The 20,941-nt window shown below is 40.2% G+C and carries 18 protein-coding genes; 5 read left to right on the plus strand and 13 right to left on the minus strand.

Annotated elements, in window-relative coordinates; genetic code table 11:
• Positions 1-34 precede the first annotated feature (34 nt).
• Positions 35-1,507, plus strand: coding sequence for a TonB-dependent receptor (locus GGR22_RS01315; protein ID WP_121374603.1), 1,473 nt, complete (start codon positions 35-37; stop codon positions 1,505-1,507).
• Positions 1,508-1,581: 74 nt separating this feature from the next.
• Here the strand turns inward: GGR22_RS01315 and bcp are convergent, their stop codons facing one another.
• On the minus strand, positions 1,582-2,034 hold the full coding sequence (gene bcp, locus GGR22_RS01320; protein WP_182492258.1) for a thioredoxin-dependent thiol peroxidase: 453 nt from the start codon (positions 2,032-2,034) through the stop codon (positions 1,582-1,584).
• An 84-nt stretch (positions 2,035-2,118) separates the two neighbouring features.
• Between bcp and GGR22_RS01325 the strand changes: the two genes are divergently transcribed.
• Positions 2,119-2,769 carry an endonuclease III domain-containing protein gene (locus GGR22_RS01325; protein ID WP_182492259.1) on the plus strand — a complete coding sequence of 217 codons (651 nt, stop codon included), beginning with the start codon at positions 2,119-2,121 and terminating at the stop codon, positions 2,767-2,769.
• 236 nt (positions 2,770-3,005) lie between these two features.
• On the opposite strand, the gene GGR22_RS01330 is transcribed toward GGR22_RS01325, so the two are convergent.
• Positions 3,006-3,590, minus strand: coding sequence for an RNA polymerase sigma factor (locus GGR22_RS01330; RefSeq protein ID WP_121376189.1), 585 nt, complete (start codon positions 3,588-3,590; stop codon positions 3,006-3,008).
• Between the two features lie 316 nt (positions 3,591-3,906).
• Here GGR22_RS01330 and uvrA point away from each other — a divergent pair, with 316 nt between their 5' ends.
• Positions 3,907-6,693 (plus strand): excinuclease ABC subunit UvrA, encoded by a 2,787-nt coding sequence (uvrA, locus tag GGR22_RS01335; protein WP_182492260.1) that lies wholly within the window; start codon positions 3,907-3,909, stop codon positions 6,691-6,693.
• Between the two features lie 196 nt (positions 6,694-6,889).
• Here the strand turns inward: uvrA and GGR22_RS01340 are convergent, their stop codons facing one another.
• The 4 genes from GGR22_RS01340 to GGR22_RS01355 form a co-directional block, all read right to left on the minus strand.
• Complete coding sequence (locus tag GGR22_RS01340) at positions 6,890-8,362, minus strand: oligosaccharide flippase family protein (protein ID WP_182492261.1); 1,473 nt, start codon at positions 8,360-8,362, stop codon at positions 6,890-6,892.
• A gap of 40 nt (positions 8,363-8,402) precedes the next feature.
• Entirely contained in the window at positions 8,403-9,680 is a 1,278-nt protein-coding gene (locus tag GGR22_RS01345; RefSeq protein WP_220477618.1) for a glycosyltransferase family 4 protein, read from the minus strand.
• 45 nt (positions 9,681-9,725) lie between these two features.
• A complete protein-coding gene (locus tag GGR22_RS01350; protein WP_182492262.1) occupies positions 9,726-12,179 on the minus strand; it encodes a YfhO family protein in 2,454 nt (817 codons plus the stop codon).
• A 72-nt stretch (positions 12,180-12,251) separates the two neighbouring features.
• Positions 12,252-12,530 (minus strand): DUF4834 family protein, encoded by a 279-nt coding sequence (locus GGR22_RS01355; RefSeq protein WP_121374610.1) that lies wholly within the window; start codon positions 12,528-12,530, stop codon positions 12,252-12,254.
• Between the two features lie 128 nt (positions 12,531-12,658).
• On the opposite strand from GGR22_RS01355, the gene GGR22_RS01360 reads away from it, so the two are divergent.
• Positions 12,659-13,624, plus strand: a complete 966-nt coding sequence (locus tag GGR22_RS01360) for a transporter (protein WP_182492263.1) — start codon at positions 12,659-12,661, stop codon at positions 13,622-13,624.
• A 6-nt stretch (positions 13,625-13,630) separates the two neighbouring features.
• Positions 13,631-14,749 carry a GTP cyclohydrolase gene (locus GGR22_RS01365; RefSeq protein WP_121374611.1) on the plus strand — a complete coding sequence of 373 codons (1,119 nt, stop codon included), beginning with the start codon at positions 13,631-13,633 and terminating at the stop codon, positions 14,747-14,749.
• 60 nt (positions 14,750-14,809) lie between these two features.
• On the opposite strand, the gene GGR22_RS01370 is transcribed toward GGR22_RS01365, so the two are convergent.
• From GGR22_RS01370 to GGR22_RS01400, 7 genes are all read right to left on the minus strand, one after another.
• Complete coding sequence (locus GGR22_RS01370; RefSeq protein WP_182492264.1) at positions 14,810-15,277, minus strand: hypothetical protein; 468 nt, start codon at positions 15,275-15,277, stop codon at positions 14,810-14,812.
• Between the two features lie 161 nt (positions 15,278-15,438).
• Positions 15,439-16,707, minus strand: coding sequence for an aminotransferase class I/II-fold pyridoxal phosphate-dependent enzyme (locus GGR22_RS01375; RefSeq protein ID WP_121374613.1), 1,269 nt, complete (start codon positions 16,705-16,707; stop codon positions 15,439-15,441).
• Positions 16,708-16,947: 240 nt separating this feature from the next.
• Entirely contained in the window at positions 16,948-17,619 is a 672-nt protein-coding gene (locus GGR22_RS01380; protein WP_182492265.1) for a DUF4339 domain-containing protein, read from the minus strand.
• A gap of 442 nt (positions 17,620-18,061) precedes the next feature.
• On the minus strand, positions 18,062-18,394 hold the full coding sequence (locus GGR22_RS01385) for a DUF4339 domain-containing protein (protein ID WP_121374615.1): 333 nt from the start codon (positions 18,392-18,394) through the stop codon (positions 18,062-18,064).
• A gap of 189 nt (positions 18,395-18,583) precedes the next feature.
• Positions 18,584-18,964 carry a PH domain-containing protein gene (locus GGR22_RS01390; protein WP_121374616.1) on the minus strand — a complete coding sequence of 127 codons (381 nt, stop codon included), beginning with the start codon at positions 18,962-18,964 and terminating at the stop codon, positions 18,584-18,586.
• 28 nt (positions 18,965-18,992) lie between these two features.
• Positions 18,993-19,538, minus strand: coding sequence for a lipoprotein (locus tag GGR22_RS01395; RefSeq protein WP_182492266.1), 546 nt, complete (start codon positions 19,536-19,538; stop codon positions 18,993-18,995).
• Positions 19,539-19,604: 66 nt separating this feature from the next.
• On the minus strand, positions 19,605-20,894 hold the full coding sequence (locus GGR22_RS01400) for a metallophosphoesterase (RefSeq protein WP_182492267.1): 1,290 nt from the start codon (positions 20,892-20,894) through the stop codon (positions 19,605-19,607).
• Positions 20,895-20,941: the final 47 nt, after the last annotated feature.

Below are 20,941 nucleotides of genomic sequence, written 5' to 3' on the forward strand. Positions count from 1 at the left end.
TATTTTGTTAACTTTGCAAAGTATTATCACTATTATGAGAAACGACGAGAACGAAATCAAACTTAAAGGAGATAAGGTCATCGAGCAAATTCCTTCTATAAAGGATAAAGCCCTCCGTATTAACTTGAACGAAAATATTTATGGCACTTTTGCAGAGATTGGTGCCGGACAAGAAACCGTAAGACATTTCTTCAGAACTGGCGGTTCTTCTGGAACTATAGCAAAAGCTATGTCTGCTTATGATAAAGATTTTAGCGACGCTATTTATGGCGCTGAAACCGACGGAAGATATGTTACTGAAGCTAGGCTTAAAAAAATGCTTTCGCACGAAGTCAAGCTTGTAGAGCAGCGTTTGAAAAGAGACAAGCATCCGAGCAAGATGTTTTTTAGCTACGCGAATACAGTAGCCACTATCGACTTCGCGAAACAATTCAAAGGCCACGGCTGGGTTGGAATCAAATACCAGATCGAGCCAGACGAAGATTACAACGAAATTGTACTGCACATCCGCTTTAAAGAAACTGACGCACGATTACAGCAAGAAACACTTGGTATTCTTGGTGTTAATTTGATTTATGGCGCTTTTTATAAATACAACGACCCGAAAAAACTGTTGCGTTATTTGTATGACCATTTGGACAAAGACCAATTGGAAATCGATACGATAAACTTTTCAGGACCTCGTTTTGCTGATGTAGACAACCGTTTGATGAGCCTTCAATTGGTCAAAAATGGAATGACAGATGCCGTGATGTTCGATCCGGAAGGAAAAAACGTTTTGCCGGCTGCGATATTGTACAAGAAAAACATCTTGGCATTAAGAGGAAGCTTCCGACCTGTTACGCGAGTAAACATGGACATGTATGAGAAGTCGCTAAAAATGTTTCTTGAAGAAAATAAAGTAGAAAAGGAAAATACGCTGGTTGTTTTTGAAATTACGCTTTCCAATCTTCGTTCCGATGGAGAAATTGACGAAAGAGATTTCATGGACAGAGCAGAGTTACTTTGTTCGTTAGGACAGACCGTAATGATTTCCAACTTCCAAGAATATTATAAAGTTGTTGAATATTTCTCTAACTATACCAAAGCGAGAATGGGACTCGCCATGGGTGTCAACAACTTGGTAGACGTTTTTGATGAGAAATATTACCGTCACTTGAGCGGAGGTATTTTGGAAGCTTTCGGTAAATTATTCTACCGTGATTTAAAAGTTTTCTTATATCCGATGAAAGATGAAGACGGAGTAGTAATCAACTCAGAAAATCTCAAAGTTCATCCGCGTATGAAGGAATTGTACAAATTCTTCAAATTCAACGGAAAAGTGGTTGATATCACAGATTTTGACGAACATGACTTAGAAATTTTCTCTCGAGAAGTACTAAAAATGATCAGCAAAGGAAAACCAGGTTGGGAAAGCATGCTGCCGCAAGGTATTGCCGAATTGATCAAAAGAGACAATCTTTTCGGATACGACCCGAAGAAACTCATGGAAGAAAGCACGAATTAAGATTCAGCAGATAAAAATAAAAAAGCAGTATTCAGATAAAATTGAATACTGCTTTTTTTATGAATTCGTATAAATTACTTTAAGATCTGATTGGCATGCGCCTTGGTTTTCACATCCGAAATCACTTCTTCTATAATGCCTTCTTCATTAATCACAAAAGTAGTCCTGTGGATACCGTCATACGTCCTTCCCATAAATTTCTTCGGTCCCCAGACTCCAAATGCCTGGATGACTTCTTTATCTTCGTCTGCTAGCAACGGGAACGGAAACTTAAACTTATCCTTGAATTTTCCTTGTGCTTTTTGCGAATCGGCACTGACGCCAAGAAGTTCATAATTATTGGCTTTAAAACGCTCGAAATTGTCGCGCAAATCACAAGCTTCGGCAGTACAGCCCGGCGTATTGGCTTTTGGATAAAAGAAAACTACCAATTTCTTTCCTTTATAATCTTCTAATTGGCGGAATTTTCCGTCTTGATCAAAGCCAGAAAAATCCGGTGCCTTGTCGCCTGCTTTTAATGTTGTCATATTTTTGGTATTGGGTTTTTAGAGAATCAGTCAAGGAAAAACTAAATATTTATCCTAATTTTACAAGTATAAAAATAGCTAAAAATGACCAAAAAAGAGCGTGCAACATTTGTTATTAATACGTTAAAACAACTATATCCAACCGTCCCTGTTCCTTTAGACCATAAAGATGCTTATACGTTACTGATAGCTGTGCTGCTTTCTGCCCAATGTACAGATGTAAGAGTCAATCAAATCACGCCTATCCTATTTGCAAAGGCCGACAACCCTTACGATATGATAAAAATGTCAGTCGAAGAAATCCAAGATATCATACGTCCCTGCGGCCTATCGCCTATGAAATCGAAAGGAATTTACGGACTATCACACATCCTCATTGATAAATACAACGGCGAAGTTCCGCAAAGCTTTGAAGCGTTGGAATCGCTTCCGGCTGTAGGCCATAAGACCGCAAGCGTAGTCATGTCGCAAGCTTTCGGAGTTCCTGCTTTTCCGGTAGACACGCATATCCATAGATTGATGTATCGCTGGGGATTGTCAAGCGGAAAAAATGTAGTAGAAACCGAAAAAGACGCCAAAGCGATTTTTCCTAAAGAATTATGGAACGACCTGCATCTTCAGATTATCTGGTACGGAAGAGAATATTCGCCAGCAAGAGGCTGGAATCTCGAAAAAGATATCATCACCCGTACTATCGGAAGTAAAAAAGTATTGACCGAGCTGACCAAAAAGTAAAAAAAAAATATCCCGATAAAAAATTATCGGGATATTTTCTCAGTTAGCAATTGACTCAAATTTTAGCCCTTTTACTTTAATATAGCTCAAGGCTTTAGAGTAATTTAATAAAAACGATATTGTTTCTTTCTTAGGCTGCATTGGTTGTGTTGCTAATGATTTTTTAGAGTAGATTTTTGCCATATATTTATTTTATAGGTTCTTTCTACTACAACGCAACAATTATACGAATATTGTTAATTGGTCAAGATAATTTGATGCTTGTCGATAACTTTTCTCAAGTTCATCAGAGCATAACGCATCCTTCCTAATGCCGTATTGATGCTAACGCCCGTCAACTCTGAGATTTCTTTAAAACTAAGGTCTTGATAGATTCTCATCAACAGTACTTCTTTCTGATCGTCTGGAAGTTCTTCGATTAGTTTTCTCAAATCATTTTCTACTTGTGCCGTAATCATTTTGCTCTCGATATTCGGGCAACTGTCAGACATAATCGAAAAGATAGAAAAATCTTCCGTCTCTCTAAACATTGGCATTTTTTTATTTCTTCTGAAATGATCTACGATAAGATTATGAGCAATCCTCATTACCCATGGAAGAAATTTTCCTTCTTCATTATAAGATCCTGATTTTAAGGTGCGGATTACTTTAATGAATGTATCTTGAAAAATATCATCAGTAATATCTCTGTCAGAAACCTTGGAATAGATAAATCCATAGATTTTTGACTGGTGTCTTTCGATAAGTGAAGCAAGGGCGATTTCTTCACCTGCTACATATCTCTTTACCAACAAAGCGTCTGGGGTTTGAACATTTGCCATAGTATTACCTTTTAGTTTTTGGTTGTAAACGAAAAATAGAATTTCTAAAAAGTAATTTTTTGTAATAGGCAAGTGTTAAATTAAGATTAATTATGAACCAAATGTAGTATTATTTTTTTTATAGTACAAAACAAAATATTGATTTTTAACATAAATCGTACAATAAAATAAATTTTAACAATGATTATCCACTAAAACATAGCAATTTTCGACACAATTATCACTCCTTTAACATTGAAATACACACATATTTCTCAATTTTAAACCATCAACAGCTTCCTTAAATTAATTATCTTTGCATCTCTCAAAATTTGCTATGATTACTGATATCACAAAAATAGAACCAAAGACAAATATTATCATCAAAGGCGCTCAAATTCACAATCTTAAGAATTTAGATGTCGTCATTCCTAGAAACAAACTCGTAGTAATTACGGGGCTTTCAGGCTCTGGAAAATCGAGTCTCGCTTTTGATACCTTGTACGCCGAAGGACAACGAAGATATGTCGAAAGCTTGTCGTCGTATGCAAGGCAATTCCTTGGACGTTTAGACAAACCCAAAGTAGATTATATCAAAGGAATTGCTCCTGCGATTGCTATCGAACAGAAGGTCAATACCACAAATGCGCGTTCGACTGTAGGTACTTCTACTGAAATATACGATTACCTGAAGCTTCTTTTTGCCAGAATCGGAAAAACCTTTTCTCCTATATCCGGACAAGAAGTCAAGAAAGATACTATTACAGATGTCATCAATGACGTAAAATCGTTTGAATTAGAAAGCAAATGGCTACTCCTCGCTCCTATCCATCTTGAAGAAGGACGTGCGCTCGAAGACAAGCTGAAAGTGCTTTTGCAGCAAGGTTTCGCCCGTATCCTTATCAATAACGAAATGGTGCGTCTCGATGAAATCGACGGCCATACTTTAGATAACAAAGATATTCTTTTGATTATCGACAGGATTGTCGTCAAAGACGAAGAAGAATTCTACAATCGTCTTGCCGATGCCGTACAGACCGCTTTTTACGAAGGGAAAGGCATCTGCTATCTGCAAGAGCTGAATACTGAAAAACGTTTTACCTACAGCAATAATTTTGCACTAGACGGCATTCAATTTTTCGAACCAAACGTACACCTTTTTAGCTTCAACAATCCCTATGGTGCTTGTCCTACATGCCAAGGCTACGGAAATATAATCGGGATTGACGAAGAGCTAGTTATTCCAAATACAGCCTTGTCTATCTTCGAAAACGCTATTTATCCATGGCGCGGCGAAAGCATGAGCTGGTACCGAGACGAACTGGTCAAGAACGGCTATAAGTTTGATTTTCCGATACACAAGCCCTACTACCAGCTTACAGAAGAACAGAAGGCGTTGGTTTGGAAAGGCAATAAAGATTTTGTGGGATTGAATGAATTCTTCAAAGAACTCGAAGTAAAAAATTATAAGATACAAAACCGCGTCATGTTATCCCGCTACCGTGGCAAGACCAAATGTCCGGATTGTCGAGGAAAACGTCTTCGCGAGGAAGCGAATTACATCAAGATTGGCGGAAAGACAATTTCCGACTTGGTCGATTTGCCAATCAAAAGACTGGTTGTCTTTTTCAAGGAACTGGAATTATCCGAATACGACCTAAAAGTAGCCAAACGATTGCTTTTAGAAATCAATAACCGATTGGCCTTTTTGACAGAAGTTGGCTTGGATTATCTTACCTTAAACCGAAATTCTGCCACATTATCAGGCGGTGAATCACAACGAATCAATCTGGCCACTTCTTTGGGAAGCAGCCTTGTCGGTTCGATGTATATTTTGGATGAGCCTAGTATCGGACTTCATCCAAAAGACACTGAAAGATTAATAAAAGTATTGCTTTCGCTTCGTGATTTGGGAAATACGGTTATCGTAGTCGAACATGACGAAGACATCATGAAAGCGGCCGATATGATTATCGACATCGGTCCAGAAGCTGGAACTTTTGGAGGTGAATTAGTTGCTCAAGGTACTTTTGACGAAATACTTCAATCGACATCGTTGACTGCTAAATACTTAAACGGACAGGAAGAAATCAAAACGCCAAGAATCCGCAGGAAGTATAAAAACTTCATCGACATCAAAGGGGCTCGCGAAAACAACCTGCAAAATATAGACGTGCGCTTTCCACTAGAAGTGCTTACGGTAATTACAGGAGTTTCGGGAAGTGGAAAAAGTACGCTCGTCAAAAAGATCCTTTTCCCAGCCATGCAGAAAGCGTTGGAAGGCGTTGGAGAAAAAGCCGGGCAGTTTACCGAAATGACCGGAAGCTACCAGCTTATCAAGCATATCGAATATGTAGACCAGAATCCTATCGGCAGAAGCTCGCGCTCGAATCCGGTGACATATATAAAAGCCTATGATGATATCCGTGACTTATTTGCCAAGCAAAAACTGTCGCAGATACGAAATTACCAGCCGAAACACTTTTCTTTTAACGTAGATGGTGGGCGTTGTGAAACCTGTAAAGGCGAAGGTACGATCAATGTAGAAATGGTTTTTATGGCCGATGTGCAATTAGTCTGCGATACCTGTAACGGAAAACGTTTCAAGAAAGAAATTCTGGAAGTTACGTACGAAGGAAAAAATATCGATGATATATTGACTTTGACTATAGACGATGCCGTAGCCTTTTTCAAGGAACAGAATCAGACAAAAATCATTCAGAAATTACAGCCGCTGCAAGATGTGGGATTAGGTTATGTACAGCTGGGGCAATCTTCTTCGACACTTTCGGGCGGAGAAGCACAACGAATCAAGCTGGCGACATTCCTAGTTAAAGGAGCGACAAAGGACAAGGCGTTGTTTGTTTTTGATGAACCGACTACGGGATTGCATTTCCACGATATCAAAAAGCTCTTGGCTTCATTTGATGCGTTGATAGACAAAGGGCATTCGATCATTGTCATCGAGCACAATCTCGATTTGATAAAATGTGCCGACTATATTATTGATATCGGTCCTGAAGGAGGCGAAAATGGCGGACACCTAATTGCGTCTGGTACTCCAGAAGAAATCGTACAGAATAAAAAATCGATTACGGGGAAATACCTCAAGGAAAAACTATAGCGCTGTTTAACACTAATTTATCACTTCAAGAAGCATGACATTTTAACTTTGGCATGGAACTTGAATATACTATGATATAAAAAGTTAGTTGGTTAACTGATAAAATATTTAAGAGTTTAATAATTTGGTTGATTATTAAAATTGGTTGGTTAGGTTTGTTATAAATCCCGTTGTACTGCAAAGTAGGCGGGATTTATTATTTTGAGCCCTTGCCTATTCTATTCATAACATTTTTTAATACCAAATTAATATCCGAAGAAATAGCGAAAACATAATTCAGATATACATACGCAATCGTAATCAATATTGATTTCAAGATGATATTCACATACGGATTAAAAGGAAAATCCCAGAAATAGAAAGCACAGAACAATACGATTATAATCCCGAACGATTTTAAGGTATTTCTAGTAAACGGATAGAGATCCATCTTTTTTACCACAAACAAAAGCTTGATGGTATTGTAAACGAAGATTGAAATAAAGGTAGCCAAGGCCGAACCTGTAATGCCATACATCGGTATAAAAAGCATGTTTAATCCGATCATCATTACGACCAAAAGCAAGCCGAAAAGGAGGACCATACGATAGTATTTCGTATTGAGAATGATAGCATTGTTATTTCCCAAGATTACATCATAAAACTTCCCTAGACCAATCAAAAAAACGCTTAAAATTCCGGCTTCATAATTCCCTGGAATTACCAGATAGAGCTGTTTGATATTCAAGAAGATTCCCAGCATCACCAAACCGCCAAAAACCTGCAGGCTTATGGCACTTTTTTTATACAGCTCGTTCAATTCCTCCATCTTTTCTTCGCTCATCAGGCGTGCCGTGATCGGGTAGATAATCTGCAGCATGGCACGACTCGGAACTGCGATAACCGTCGCAATATAAATAGCAACAGAATATACTGCATTCTTGCTGATTTCTTCATATGCCGGAATCATTACCTTATCAAAGTCAAGCAATAAAACCGCAACACTGCCCGATAATATAATAAAGAAAGAATAACCAAAAATATCCTTTACATTTTCAGGAACCTTGACATGGAACGTAGGCATCTTGACATACATCGCATATATAATCATCGCTAGCATCTGCAAGCCATACGCTCCGGCAATGCAATAAATAAACGTGTCCTTGTCAATCCATCCTAAATAAATAGAACACAAAAGAACAGTCGTCAGGATCCTTACCAAGACTTCGCTGATAAAATTTCCAAAAACAGACTTCATGTGTACTTTTACCCACGCATAAAAAATCTCGAAATAGCCCATAAACAAGCCTACGACAGGAATCAGCCACAGAAAAGGCTCGACTGTAGGGTTGTCTTCCACAATCCAAGAAGCAATCTTCTCGTAGCCAAAAATAGTAATGATGCTGATCGGAACAATCAGCAATAGCGGCATCAAGAGCATAAAGCTCAAGAAACGCTCACGTTCTGTTTCATCTTTGTATTTCGCATAAAACCGAATCAGCGTGCTATGAACGCCAAACGCCATCAGCGGCATCATGATATTGGCGGCCGAAAGCAAAAACGAAACGATTCCATAATGGGTCTTGCCTAAAAAGCTGGTGTACAGAAAAAGTGCATTAATAGCGCCAATACCAAAACCAAAATAGGTAACGGCAATGTTCTTGGCAGACTGATTTAATACGATTCCCATGTGAAGATTTTAGATTTTTGATTTAAGATTTTTGTTGATCTTATTGCACTATTTTTGAGAGCTTTTCCGTAAGGCTTTTGCGGCTGTATTGTTGTAATCCTACTGCGTAGGTTTTTAATTTTCCTTCTTTGAAAAGAGCATAATTGGCCAAGATATTAGATTTCAAGGCATCGAACTCATCGTAATTAAAAAATGCTCCTGTATTGGTTTCCTTAATGATCGTGGCGAAGTCAGAACCTTCTGGACCAATAGCCAAAATAGGCCTTTCTGAAGCCATGTATTCAAATAATTTTCCGGGTATGATACTTTTGGTGTCTTCAGAATTGATTTCAATCAGCAAAAGCATTTGCGACTTTCTCTGATGTTCCACTGCTGTCTTGTGCGAAACATAGCCCAGATTGCTCACGTAACGGTCAAGTCGGAACTCCGATATCGCATCCAATACTTCTTGGCTTATGGCTCCGATTAATTTTAGCTCAAAATCTTTTTTGAAGTCCGGATTTTCCTTGATGATTTCTTTGAGGCATTTCCATAAGATTCTCGGGTTTCTTTCGGACAAAAAAGAACCAATATGCGCTAGGCTGAATTTTTCATCCAGCGGCTGTTTTTCTACTTTTTCGATATCAAAACCATTCGTAATCACTTCGATAGGTTTTGAAGTCAGCGCTTCAAATTCCTTTTTTGTAGTATTGCTGGTCACCAAAATCGTATCGGCACCATTCAAGACAATCGATTCCAATTCCTTATGTTTTCTAGAAGCCGAAGCCGATAATTTCAATTGGGAGTGATAGCCTATGGTTGTCCACGGATCGCGAAAATCGGCAAGCCATTGCACTTTTGTTCTTTCTTTCAGCGCCAGACCGATCAAATGAAGGCTATGTGGCGGTCCCGAGGTGATTATTGTATCAATTTCGTTTTCCTTGATGTATTTTTCCAAAAACAATACCGATGGTTTTACCCAAAACACCCTTGCATCCGGAATAAAAACATTGCCACGAATCCAAAGCAAAAGTTTTTCCAAAAGGGATTGTTTCTTTTGGTTTGGGATAATGCCTGAACTGATTTTCTTGGTCTTTTTCTTCGAAAAAATAGAAGCAAAGCCATACGGCTCAAAAATCTTGTTCTTCAAGATGATTGCCTTGTCAGAAACTTCGCTAACCAATCCTTCATCGATAATCGGATAGGTCGGATTTTCGGGAACATACACTATAGGCTGTATGCCAAAGTCTGGCAGGTACTTCACAAACTTCAGCCAGCGCTGGACTCCGGGTCCTCCGGCGGGCGGCCAATAATAAGTTATGATAAGTACTTTTTTCAAAATTATGAGTTATGAATTAGGAATTATGAGTTATAACTCGATAACTTAATTTTTAGGTTCGGATTTCTTCCTTTTGTTTTCGAAATAGATGCCTCCCGCTAAAAGCAATAGCATCAATATTGAGCTGATTAACGTAATCGTGCTTCCTGTTTTTACTACTTGAGGCTCGAATTTAAACTCAATCGTATGTTTTCCTGCAGGCACTTCCAATCCTCTTAAAGTATAGTCTACCCTAAAATGTTCAGTTTCTTTGCCGTCAATTGTCACTTTCCATCCTTTTGGATAATAGATTTCAGAAAAAACGGCCAAGCCTTTATTGGCATTATTAGAAGTATATTTCAAATGGTTCGGCTTGTAGCTGTTCAGCACGATCGTTGCCGTGCTGTCTTTTTGATACGTTTTTGAAATCGGATTCTTAAATTCTTTCTGGTTGAAGACCGCTTGGTTTTTAGTATCTAATTTATCCAAAGCCTTCATCTCTTCGTCTGGCGTATTTACGAATTTTACTTCTTTTACAAACCAAGCATTGCCGTTGGCATCAGGATTTATAATCGGATACTCCTGCCCTTTTTCATCAACTTGGATGACATATTTGGTATTCAGCATGTTCAACACGTTCAAGTTGTTTTTGCCAATCTGATAGTCAAAAAGCTGCTCTATTCTTCTCGGTCTTACGGCGCTATAACCTGACAATGATTTGTGGAAATAAGATGTTCTGGCCTGCAATCTTCCTGCAATTTCATAGACACGGTATTGGGTCGTATCTTTTAAAATCTGCAAATCAGAATGCGTCGGCTGGAACGGCTCGTTCACTTCTCTTGCGCTTACAAAACCAGTGCTATCTAAATAGTTTTTGTCAATAAAAAACAAATCACCGATCATAAAAAGACCGACCAATACAACAGCAAAAGTCTGTGATAATTTATTTTTCACATGCAGCCATAACAAGCCCGCAGCTACTAAGATCAAGAATCCAGAACGTAACAAGTCTCCATTATACATGCTTTTTCTATCTTCTCTTAACGCTTCCACAAAGCCAGAGCCGAAAGCATCGCTTCCTTGTGCTTGGCTGAACATCTGCTGCATTTGGGCATCATACGGTCCTGTAAAATCAAACATACTTTTAGCTACAAAAAGCAATACGATGATTCCTAAGCTTACGCCTGCAGCTAATTTCAAAGATTTCCACTGTTCGTCTTTTTCGGATTTGAAAAAACTTTGGAGTCCCATAATTGCCAGAACCGGAATACACAATTCAAGGATTACCTGAATCGACGAAACGGCCCTGAATTTATCGTACATCGGAACAAAGTCGATGAAAAAGTCAGTCATAATCGGGAAGTTCTTTCCCCAAGAAAGCAACAGCGAGAAAATAGCTCCTGCTAAAAACGCATATTTGATTTTTCTTTTATCGTGGAACAAAGCCAAAATGCATAAAAAGAAAACGACAGCGCCAATATAAGCTGGAGCCGCCACGATAGGCTGGTCGCCCCAATAAGTTTTGGCGTAGGCTTCTGTAAAGCCTTTCGCTTCTTCTGGAGTGGCTCCTTGTGCCGAGATAAACTCGTATACTTTAGATTCGCTTCCCAAGTGCTCAGAATTAGATCCTCCAAACAATCGTGGCGCAAATAAATTCAAACTCTCAGAGATTCCGTAGCTGTATTCCGTGATATAGTCATACGACATCGATGATGTCGTGCTGTTTTTAGAACCATCAGGGTTGTAGGTCAGTTCGCTTTTGCCGCGCATACTGAAATCCGCATATTCTGAAGTCGCCATCAAGCTGGTCGCATTCGCTCCAATAGCCAGAATTCCTGCCACTGCAAATACTCCAAGGGCATATAAAAATCCTTTATAATCTTTTTGCTTAATGTATTTGTATAGAAAAAAGACACCTAATATCAGCAATAAAAACAACAGGTAATAGGTCATCTGGAAGTGGTTCGCGTTGATTTCCAAAGCGCCAGCTACCATCGTAAGCAGACCTCCCAAGATATATTTTCGCCTAAAGACCAAAACCACACCAGCTACAACCAGCGGCATATAAGCGATGGCATGGGCCTTGGCATTGTGTCCTACACCTAATATGATAATCAAATAAGTCGAAAAACCGAAGGCGAGAGCCCCGAAAAAGGCCTTAAGCGGATCGACTCTAAGCACTAATAGCAATCCGTAAAAACCGAGAAAGTACAAGAAAAGATAATCGGCAGGACGAGGCAGAAAACGCAACGCATCATCCAGCGCACCCACAAAATCATTCGGGTATTTGGCTCCTAATTGGTAAGTCGGCATTCCGCCAAAAGCAGCATTTGTCCAATACGGCTCTTCTTTTTCTTTGGCTCGGAAATCGTTCTGCTCTTTTGCCATACCTGTATACTGCGCAATATCAGACTGGTAAATCTGCTTGCCCTGCATCACAGGATAAAAATAAATTAGGGAAACCAAAACAAAGCCTAAAATGGCCAATAAGTGAGGATAATACTTGCTGATTATTTTCATACGGTGTAAATTGAAAACAAATAAATAAAGGCGTGAAGATACGCTTTACCGCAAATATATTCAAAGAAAAGTTTAGTCTATTTCTTCGTAATCGATGTACTCGCCTACTTTTTTAGTCTCACGAGGCCTGTCTGATCTTCTGTTGGTATTGGTGTTGCCGTTTACAAAATCATCTTGGCTGTTCTGTCTTTGGTAATTTTGCTGCTGCTGTTGAAAACTCTGTTCTGCTTTTTGCACTACAGTTCGTACCATGATTGGAAAAAATATCCTAGCCAACAGCTTGAAGCCGTAATAAATACAGACAAGGATAAACAAGGTTTTCAAAACTCCGTTAAATGAAGCGAATTGCATAATCTAAAATTTTAAAGCGTAAAATTAGCAAATAGAACGCTTAAATTTAAAATATCCTTCTTAAATAAATAATAAATTATAGTACTTTTGGGTTATACTAACCATTGCTAATGAAAACCACAGAGAATATGTCAAAATTAAGATTTGCTTCCTTACTGTTCTTCGCCTTCTGTTCTTCTGCGATTTATGCCCAATTTACTGACGATATCAACTCCAACCGACCTGGAGAATCCATGTCTGGATTTTCAGTCGGAAAGACCGTATTTCAAGCTGAAGCTGGAATTTATGCTTTGGCAGAAGACCATGACCTTTTAAACTACGATGCCAAAGGATTCGGCCTTGATCTGGCACTCCGTTATGGCGCTTTCCTAGAGCAGCTGGAATTCATCATGAACCTGCAATATCAGGCTGACCAGTACAATACCGTTTTAGGATCAGAAAACAGAAACGCAGTCAAAAAACTGACGCTTGGTGCCAAATACCTCATCTATGATCCTTTTAAAAATTACGAAGAAAAAGTAAACATCTATAGCTGGAAAGCCAACCACCGATTCAAATGGAGACAATTTATTCCTGCCGTGGGCGTATATGCCGGAGCTAATATCAATTTCTCCAACAATCCGTATACTTTTCCGACCGACCCGAAGATCAGCCCTAAGCTGATGGTTATTACGCAAAACCATTTCGGAAGCCGCTATGTGTTCGTCATGAATATTATTGCCGACAGGATTACTACCGATTATCCAAGCTACGGGATTATCGCGACCATGACCCGAGGATTTAACGAAAAATGGTCAGGGTTTTTAGAACTCCAAGGCTACCAAAGTGATTATTATTCTGATGCCATCGGGCGTGTAGGTGCGGCTTATCTTTTGCAGCCTAACTTGCAGGTCGATGCCTCTATCAGCAAAAACATCAAGGATACGCCTTCTATTTTCTACGGAGGAGTTGGTGTTTCTTGGAGATTCGATGGCTTCTACAAAGACATCATGATTCAAGGCCCAGACAAGAGCGACAAAAAAGATAAAAAGAAGGACAAGAAAAAAGAAGAAGAGAAAAAACGAATTGACGAAGTCGGAGGAGAAAAAGAATAACAAGCAATGATAACAATTAAAGAAGCGAATACCAAAGCCCTGCTTTTGGACTACGTAAAATTTCCATTTTCACTATACAAAGACAACAAATATTGGGTTCCGCCCATCATAAGCGAAGAATTAGAAACCTTCGATAAGACTAAAAATCCTGCTTTTGCCAGCGCCGACGCCAAATTCTATCTGGCTTACAAAGACAATACTATTGTTGGAAGAATCGCCGCCATCATCAACTGGAACGAAGTCAAAGACCAAGGCAAGAAAAAAGTACGTTTCGGCTGGTTTGATGTGATCGACGATATCGAAGTCACCAAAGCGCTTTTAGAAAAAGTACATGAATTCGGAAAAGAAAACCAGCTTGAATATGTTGAAGGTCCGGTAGGCTTTTCCAATCTCGACAAAGTAGGCGTGCTTACAGAAGGCTTCGACCAGATCAGTACCATGATTACGTGGTATAATTTCCCGTACTACAAAGAACATTTCGAAAAGCTCGGAATGACGGTCGAAAAAGAATATGTCGAAAGCAAATTTCCGTTCAGCAACGTAAAGCCTGAATTTTTCCTCAAGGTGAACGATCTTATCATAAAAAGGTACCAGCTCAAGCCGCTGAATTTCAAATCTACTAAAGATGTGATGCCGTATGTAGACAAAATGTTTGACCTGTTCAACAAGAGCTATGCCGACCTGGCTTCTTTTGTGGCGATAACGGATATCCAGAAAGAATATTTCAAGAAAAAATACATCAGCTTTATCAATCCTGAGTTTATCAAGTTTATCGAAGATAAAGACCAGAACATTGTTGCTTTTAGTATCGTAATGCCTTCCTTTTCTGAAGCGCTGCAGAAAGCCAAAGGAAAGCTATTCCCTTTCGGGTTCTTGCATCTGCTGAAAGCCAGGAAGAACAGCAAGGATATGATTTTCTACTTGATCGGCGTTGATCCGGAATACCAGAACAAGGGCGTAACAGCTATCATCTTCAACGAATATTACAAGACTTTTACAGAAAAGGGAATCCAAACCTGCTACAGAACGCCAGAACTGACCGACAATACGGCCATCCACAACCTGTGGAAGCACTTTGAGCCTGTGATCCATAAAAGGAGATGCACCTATGTAAAAAACCTATAACATAAAAAAGTTCCAGCACTTTCGTACTGGAACTTTTTTTATGCTCGAAATTAATTCAATCTATTCGCAGGCTATTTTTTTAAGCGCCATCTTCTCATCGAATTTCACTGATTTCTTGTCTTTAAAAACCTGCTTGTTATCTTTTTCGGTTATGTCTCCAAAGCCTTGCAGCAAGGCATCGCCTTTACGCAAGAAAACGGCTTCTCTTACCGAAGTCATGCCTTCTGACTGGAATGTATAATCTGCATACAAAGTATCGCCTTTAAACATACCCGTAAACGTGCCAGTATTGCCATCTTTTTCAAACAGAGCGTACTTGAGGTCGCCCGATACATTATTGCCGTTGGTTATGGCCAATGATAGACTAATCGTGTCTTTTCCGTTGGCATATTCATAACATTCTTTTGCAGGAGCCGTTATTTCCGGCTGTTCCATTTCAGGTTCTGTAACAACTTGCGTATCTTCTGCTTTTTTATTGCAGGCGGCCAAGCTGATAATCATTCCCAATACTAAAAATCTGGTCTTCATAGGTGTTCTTTTTGTGGTTAGCAGTCCTAAAGGTAAAATTTTTAAGCGAGGCTTTTGTTAATTAAGTCGTAAAGTTGGAAAGCCTGAAAGTTGGTAAAGAGCAAATACTAAATAAAAAAAGCCACTCTTTTCAGAATGGCTTTTTTGCAATGTTTTCTATTTTATCGTTCGTCGCTTACGTCAACCGTAGTCTTGGCAGCGATTTCTTTGTAGGTTCCGTTTACCAGTTTTTCGCGTATCGCTTCAAAAGCAGACAGCGTTTCTTCGATGTCTCCAAGAGTATGCGAAGCCGTCGGAATCATACGTAGCAAGATAATACCTTTAGGGATAACTGGATATACCACTATAGACAAGAAGATACCATAGTTTTCTCTCAAGTCGTTTACCATTACCATAGCTTCAGGGATGCTTCCTTCAAGATATACCGGAGTGATGCATGTATTGGTATCGCCAATATTAAAACCTCTGTCCTTCAGTCCTTTTTGAAGCGCGTTTACGTTTTCCCAAAGCTTGTCTTTTATTTCAGACGAGTTGCGCAGCAATTCCAGACGCTTCAACGAACCGATGGTTTGGATCATTGGAAGTGCTTTCGCGAACATTTGTGAACGCAGGTTGTATTTTAGGTAATCGATAATGTCTTTATCTGCAGCCACGAAAGCTCCAATATTCGCCATTGATTTGGCAAACGTAGAGAAATACACGTCAATTCCATCTTGACAGCCTTGCTCTTCTCCGGCACCGGCACCTGTTTTTCCAAGCGTACCGAAACCATGCGCGTCATCTACCAAAAGACGGAAATTGTATTTTTCTTTCATCGCCACGATCTCTTTCAGCTTTCCTTGCTGTCCTCTCATCCCAAAAACACCTTCTGTGATAAAAAGGATTCCTCCACCTGTTTCGGTAGCCATTTTAGTGGCACGCTGCAGGTTTTTCTCCATGCTTTCCAGATCGTTGTGCTTGTACGTAAAACGCTTGCCCATGTGAAGACGGACTCCGTCAATGATACACGCATGCGAATCTACGTCATACACTATAATATCGTTTTTAGTCACCAAGGCATCAATAATAGATACCATTCCTTGGTAGCCGAAATTCAAAAGATAAGCCGCCTCTTTCATTACGAAGGTAGCAAGCTCGTTTTCCAATTGTTCGTGATACTTGGTATGTCCGCTCATCATACGGGCACCCATAGGATAGGCCGCTCCATAAGCTGCTGCTGCTTCCGTATCTGCCTTGCGTACTTCAGGGTGGTTGGCCAGTCCCAAATAATCGTTAAGACTCCAGTTCAAAATATCCTTTCCGTGAAATTTCATTCTCGGCCCTAAATCACCTTCCAATTTAGGAAACACATAATATCCTTCTGCCTGTGAAGCCCATTTTCCAAGAGGCCCCTTATTTTGCTGTATTCTTTCGAATAAATCTTTTACCATAATATGATAGTTAATTTTCTTTTATTGGAATCGAGTCTTTTAGACTCGCGTGCAAAAATAAATATTTATACATTATTACGCTCCCGAAAGCTGATTTATTTTACCTGCAAATGTATTCTTTCCGTCTACAGCCTGAAAGCTTCAAAAATAAAACCGCTCCTGTGCAGGGGAGCGGTTTTCATTAGGGTTGGGTCAAACTTGTGGTATAAATGGAAATTTTTGGTTATTCTCTCTTAGTGATCAATCTTTTGCAACTGCTGTGTCGAGCCCATGCATTTCTGCTTTCAGCAGCTTGATTTCGTCTTTCCAGACTTCTATTTTTTTATTGGCAGCTTCTATTTCTTGCTGCCTGACATCCGACATCCTCAAAAACTGAAAGTACCTGGCTCCCATAAGCTCTTGCTCTGCCGCTGCCAGATTTTGGTCTGCTATAGCAAGCTCAATCTCAATCTGCGCTATCCTTTTGGTTGATGCCTTTTTCTCTGCCAGCAACAAGGGCAGCTTTTCGGGCAATGCTTGTACCGATACCACACGCTCTTGCATAAACAGCTCTTTTGATTCTTGAAGCTCGTTATGGCTTCGCTGCTCGTCTTGCGTGATGGTGCTCGTAATGTAAAAACTATAAAACAGGATGCCAAAACCTAATAACAATCCCGCAGCTACAAAAAGTAGCAGACGGTCCTTAAAAAAAGAAGCTGTTTCGTCATCTACCGATTCGCGGAACCCTCCTTCCCTCCTCTTCAAGCTTGTCCGAAACAGCTCTTTTAATTCTGGAATGCTTCTGGCTCTTGACCAGCGCTCCAATCCAAAAAACCAGACTAGAGTATCCCTGTCAATTCCTTTAGATTTCAAATCGTTGAGATCGAAAGGACCCAGATTTTGCTCCCCATTATTTATGTAATACTTTTTCATAAAAGAATAGTGACTTCAAAATTGCAACCTGAGGCAGGCAAACTACATCAAATGTACTATCACAAAAACCGATTTCCTTACGGGTTTCCGTAAAAAGGCTTCTTTTTTGAAAAAATTATTTCTAGTAATGCCGAAAAGCTAGAAAATACCGCTAAATGCTGCTTTTTCTTTTTATCTATTTTCTCTTTTTCAATGCGAAACGTATGGTAGCATGATGTACAGCAAGAACAAAAAAACCGCCCGAAGGCGGTTTAATCTGGATTCGCATCACTATTATGGCAAGCTCTGCGTGTCCCAACTGTTAATCAAAATATACTTAACACCAAATATAAAGTCCTAAGTTGCTCTTTCCTTACGGCTATCCGTAAAAGCGTTTCTTTTTTGATAAATAGTTTGACAGAAGGGAAGGATACGTATTTATTGAAGTCCAAAAGGCCTGTATTTATAAGCTAAGACGCATGAAAAAGAAAATAATCGTGCCCGCAAATACCAGTACAAAAAGCAGTAAAAATTTATCGATATGTTTTAGGAAAAAAGATTCTTCTTTTTCCATCTTGGCAATATAATAATTCTCCAGTCCTTGTCGGCCCGTCAGTTCGTGACGCGGCAGGCTGTTAAACAGTACATGAAGTTCTCTGATGTCTTTTGCCGGCGTCCAGCCGTCTAACCCTATAAACCATACCATCGTTTCCTGCGTAATCTTATGGTCTTTTAAGTCTTCCAGGCTAAAAGGGCCCAGATTTTCGTTACCCCTGTTCAGATAATACTTCTTCATGGTTTACAATTTACAATCTATATCGCTTTTTGTTACATAACGCCAAAAATAGCCGTCAAAAAAAAAATTCCCTTACGGATTCCCGTAAATCTTATTATTTTTTTTATTTGTGTTACAAATTAGTAAATAAAAAAACCCGAAGCAATGCTTCGGGCTATTATTTTTCTTGAAAAAGCAATTACTCTTTTCTTACTTTAACACATGGTGCGCCAATACTTTTTGCACTTCATATACGTTCACCGACTTGTTGAACTGCTTCTTGATACTCGGGTTGGCTTCGCTAGATACCCAGATTTTTAATTCGGCATCCAATTCAAAAGTACCTGCCGTTTCTACGCTAAAGCGGCTGATGGCTTTATAAGCGATTGACTTGTATTCGGTCTTGCTTCCTGTAAGTCCTTGTTTGTCAATCAAGATCAATCTCTTTGTCGTAAAGATAAAGGTGTCGCGGATCAGCTTAAAGCCTAGCTCGATGTTCTCGTCGTCCGTTAGCAGCTGTCCGTATTTCTTTTGAAGTTCTTCTTGGCTCACCGCACCTGCGTTGCCCAATAAAGCAGAAAATAATCCCATTGTTGTATGTATTTGAGTTACGTTAAATTTATTCTGTTACAGTCATCAGTGCCTTCTCGATCTTTTTGTTGGCACCAAATTCATCATGATAGGCTTTCGTAGCGGCATCAGGAGCATCGGTTACCGTAATCTCGGCCTTTTCTTCTTTCAGGCCTTTTGGATCGGTATCATAAATAATGCCTCTTGATTTTTTTCGCAGCTTTCCCTGCGCATCAATCACGATCGTGCCAATATAATACGACTTGCCTGCTTCGGGAACCGCGATGTTCGCATAGCCGATCGGAAGGTTGATCGAGCCATACGGCGTATAGATGTATTTTACAAAATGATTGCCTTTTGGCAGCTTCATGACCAGCAGTCCGTGTTCAGACAGTTTATACGACAGCACTCCTTTCTCATTTTCGTCAAAATAAATCTTGGCATTTTTGGTCACGTCCTTGCCTTCGTTTAGGATCTTGATTTCACCCAAAATGATGGTTTCGGACTCCGAAAGCGCGTCCGATTTCGACAGTCTTCCCGTACTGCAGGAAGCCAGCAGAGCGGTAAAGCACAGCAAGAGGATGTATTTTTTCATGGCAGAATATTTCCGCTAAGGTACGAGTATTTGTTTACAATTCCTCCTTTTTCAGTACCCTCAAGGTTATAACTTTGTCTTCCTGCCGAGGTCATCAACAGCATATTCTTTCCCTTGTTCGATAAGCAGTCCTAGGGTCTTGCCGCTGCTTTTTTCGGTTCCGTGCTTTACGTCAATCTTAAAAACCTTGCTCTCATAATCGGCGGTAATCTCATCGACAACCGAATGTCCGATGACCAGCTTTTCGCCTCCATAATAGCGCAGCACGCCTTCCAGCTCTTCTTGCGAGGGCTTGTGCGTAGGCGCATTAGAAGGATTGTTAAAGAAATAGACCGCGCGGTACAGCATAGTGAGCGACAGGCTCCTGTCCCAATACGGACTGTAATACGAACTCAGCACTAGCGCCTCGCGTGGGTTCTCCAGCTTTTGGTCGGGATAGACTCCATAGTATTTTCTGGCAATGGCGTTCATTTCCGAAAACGACAGCTTTTCATCGACATGCTTCGTATTCAGTCCCGCGTGCACAAAAAGATAGGATCCGATTTTTTCTGCTATGTTTTTGGTACGGAGCCACTTTCCCAATTCTGAATCGGCAGAAAACAGCCGCCGCAATCCTTGGTCCCATCGGGTCGTACCGGCAATGCGCTTGGCGGCTTCCATATATTTGAAATCGCAATACGATACGTCACCGTAAAGATTCATGATCTCGTGGTTGCCCAAGATATAATGTACCTTGCCGCCCGCTTTTTCAGCTTCCTGCTCCAACCTGTAGATCAGCCACAGTACCTGTGTGGCATTCTTGCCGCGGTCTACAAAATCGCCGTCGAGTACCAGATGCCCTTTGCCGAATGTCCAGCGGTACTGCTTGTCCATCACGCCATTGGCCATCAGAAAGCTATAAAAGCCATCGAAGTTGCCTTCAATATCCGAAATAGCCAGCAGCTTTTCGGGAAGCGGAAACCGGTCCTGACCCGTTGCATAACTATTCCGAAGGCTAACGCGAAATTCATCGTGGTCTGCATTAGCTGCTTTTACGATTACGCTGCGCGAACTGTCAAGCCGTTCTACATACAGGCTGTTCGTGCCATCCACTCGATAGACGGTGTCACCAAACACATAAGGTCCGTCTTCGCCGTCTAGCTTGGTCTCGAAGATTTCGTTGTGCTTAAAGCCGAACTCCTTGTCATCGCGCCAGAGCGCATTTAGTCCCGACCAGTAATAGACATAGGTTCCTTCCCGCTCGTCGATGTCGGAATAGCCAAAATACAGTGTGGTGCCGACCCAGTAGCCCAGCACGACGATAGCCGTCCATTTTATAATTTTTTTTGCTCGTTTTTTAAATTTTGATGATGGCATGATTGCTAATTTTAGCGTTATTTTTTGGACATACGAATCCTGTCCGA

The organism is Flavobacterium gossypii (assembly GCF_014138495.1).
GTDB classification, from domain to species: Bacteria; Bacteroidota; Bacteroidia; order Flavobacteriales; family Flavobacteriaceae; genus Flavobacterium; species Flavobacterium endophyticum.

Coding starts and splice junctions, on each gene's coding strand:
- GGR22_RS01325 (WP_182492259.1), top strand. CDS start 2,119: ATGACCAAAAAAGAGCGTGCAACATTTGTTATTAATACGTTAAAACAA.
- GGR22_RS01370 (WP_182492264.1), bottom strand. CDS start 15,277: ATGAAGACCAGATTTTTAGTATTGGGAATGATTATCAGCTTGGCCGCC.
- GGR22_RS01385 (WP_121374615.1), bottom strand. CDS start 18,394: ATGAAGAAGTATTATCTGAACAGGGGTAACGAAAATCTGGGCCCTTTT.
- GGR22_RS01400 (WP_182492267.1), bottom strand. CDS start 20,894: ATGCCATCATCAAAATTTAAAAAACGAGCAAAAAAAATTATAAAATGG.
- GGR22_RS01375 (WP_121374613.1), bottom strand. CDS start 16,707: ATGGTAAAAGATTTATTCGAAAGAATACAGCAAAATAAGGGGCCTCTT.
- GGR22_RS01315 (WP_121374603.1), top strand. CDS start 35: ATGAGAAACGACGAGAACGAAATCAAACTTAAAGGAGATAAGGTCATC.
- GGR22_RS01360 (WP_182492263.1), top strand. CDS start 12,659: ATGTCAAAATTAAGATTTGCTTCCTTACTGTTCTTCGCCTTCTGTTCT.
- GGR22_RS01365 (WP_121374611.1), top strand. CDS start 13,631: ATGATAACAATTAAAGAAGCGAATACCAAAGCCCTGCTTTTGGACTAC.
- uvrA (WP_182492260.1), top strand. CDS start 3,907: ATGATTACTGATATCACAAAAATAGAACCAAAGACAAATATTATCATC.
- GGR22_RS01355 (WP_121374610.1), bottom strand. CDS start 12,530: ATGCAATTCGCTTCATTTAACGGAGTTTTGAAAACCTTGTTTATCCTT.
- GGR22_RS01330 (WP_121376189.1), bottom strand. CDS start 3,590: ATGGCAAATGTTCAAACCCCAGACGCTTTGTTGGTAAAGAGATATGTA.
- bcp (WP_182492258.1), bottom strand. CDS start 2,034: ATGACAACATTAAAAGCAGGCGACAAGGCACCGGATTTTTCTGGCTTT.
- GGR22_RS01380 (WP_182492265.1), bottom strand. CDS start 17,619: ATGAAAAAGTATTACATAAATAATGGGGAGCAAAATCTGGGTCCTTTC.
- GGR22_RS01340 (WP_182492261.1), bottom strand. CDS start 8,362: ATGGGAATCGTATTAAATCAGTCTGCCAAGAACATTGCCGTTACCTAT.
- GGR22_RS01395 (WP_182492266.1), bottom strand. CDS start 19,538: ATGAAAAAATACATCCTCTTGCTGTGCTTTACCGCTCTGCTGGCTTCC.
- GGR22_RS01390 (WP_121374616.1), bottom strand. CDS start 18,964: ATGGGATTATTTTCTGCTTTATTGGGCAACGCAGGTGCGGTGAGCCAA.
- GGR22_RS01350 (WP_182492262.1), bottom strand. CDS start 12,179: ATGAAAATAATCAGCAAGTATTATCCTCACTTATTGGCCATTTTAGGC.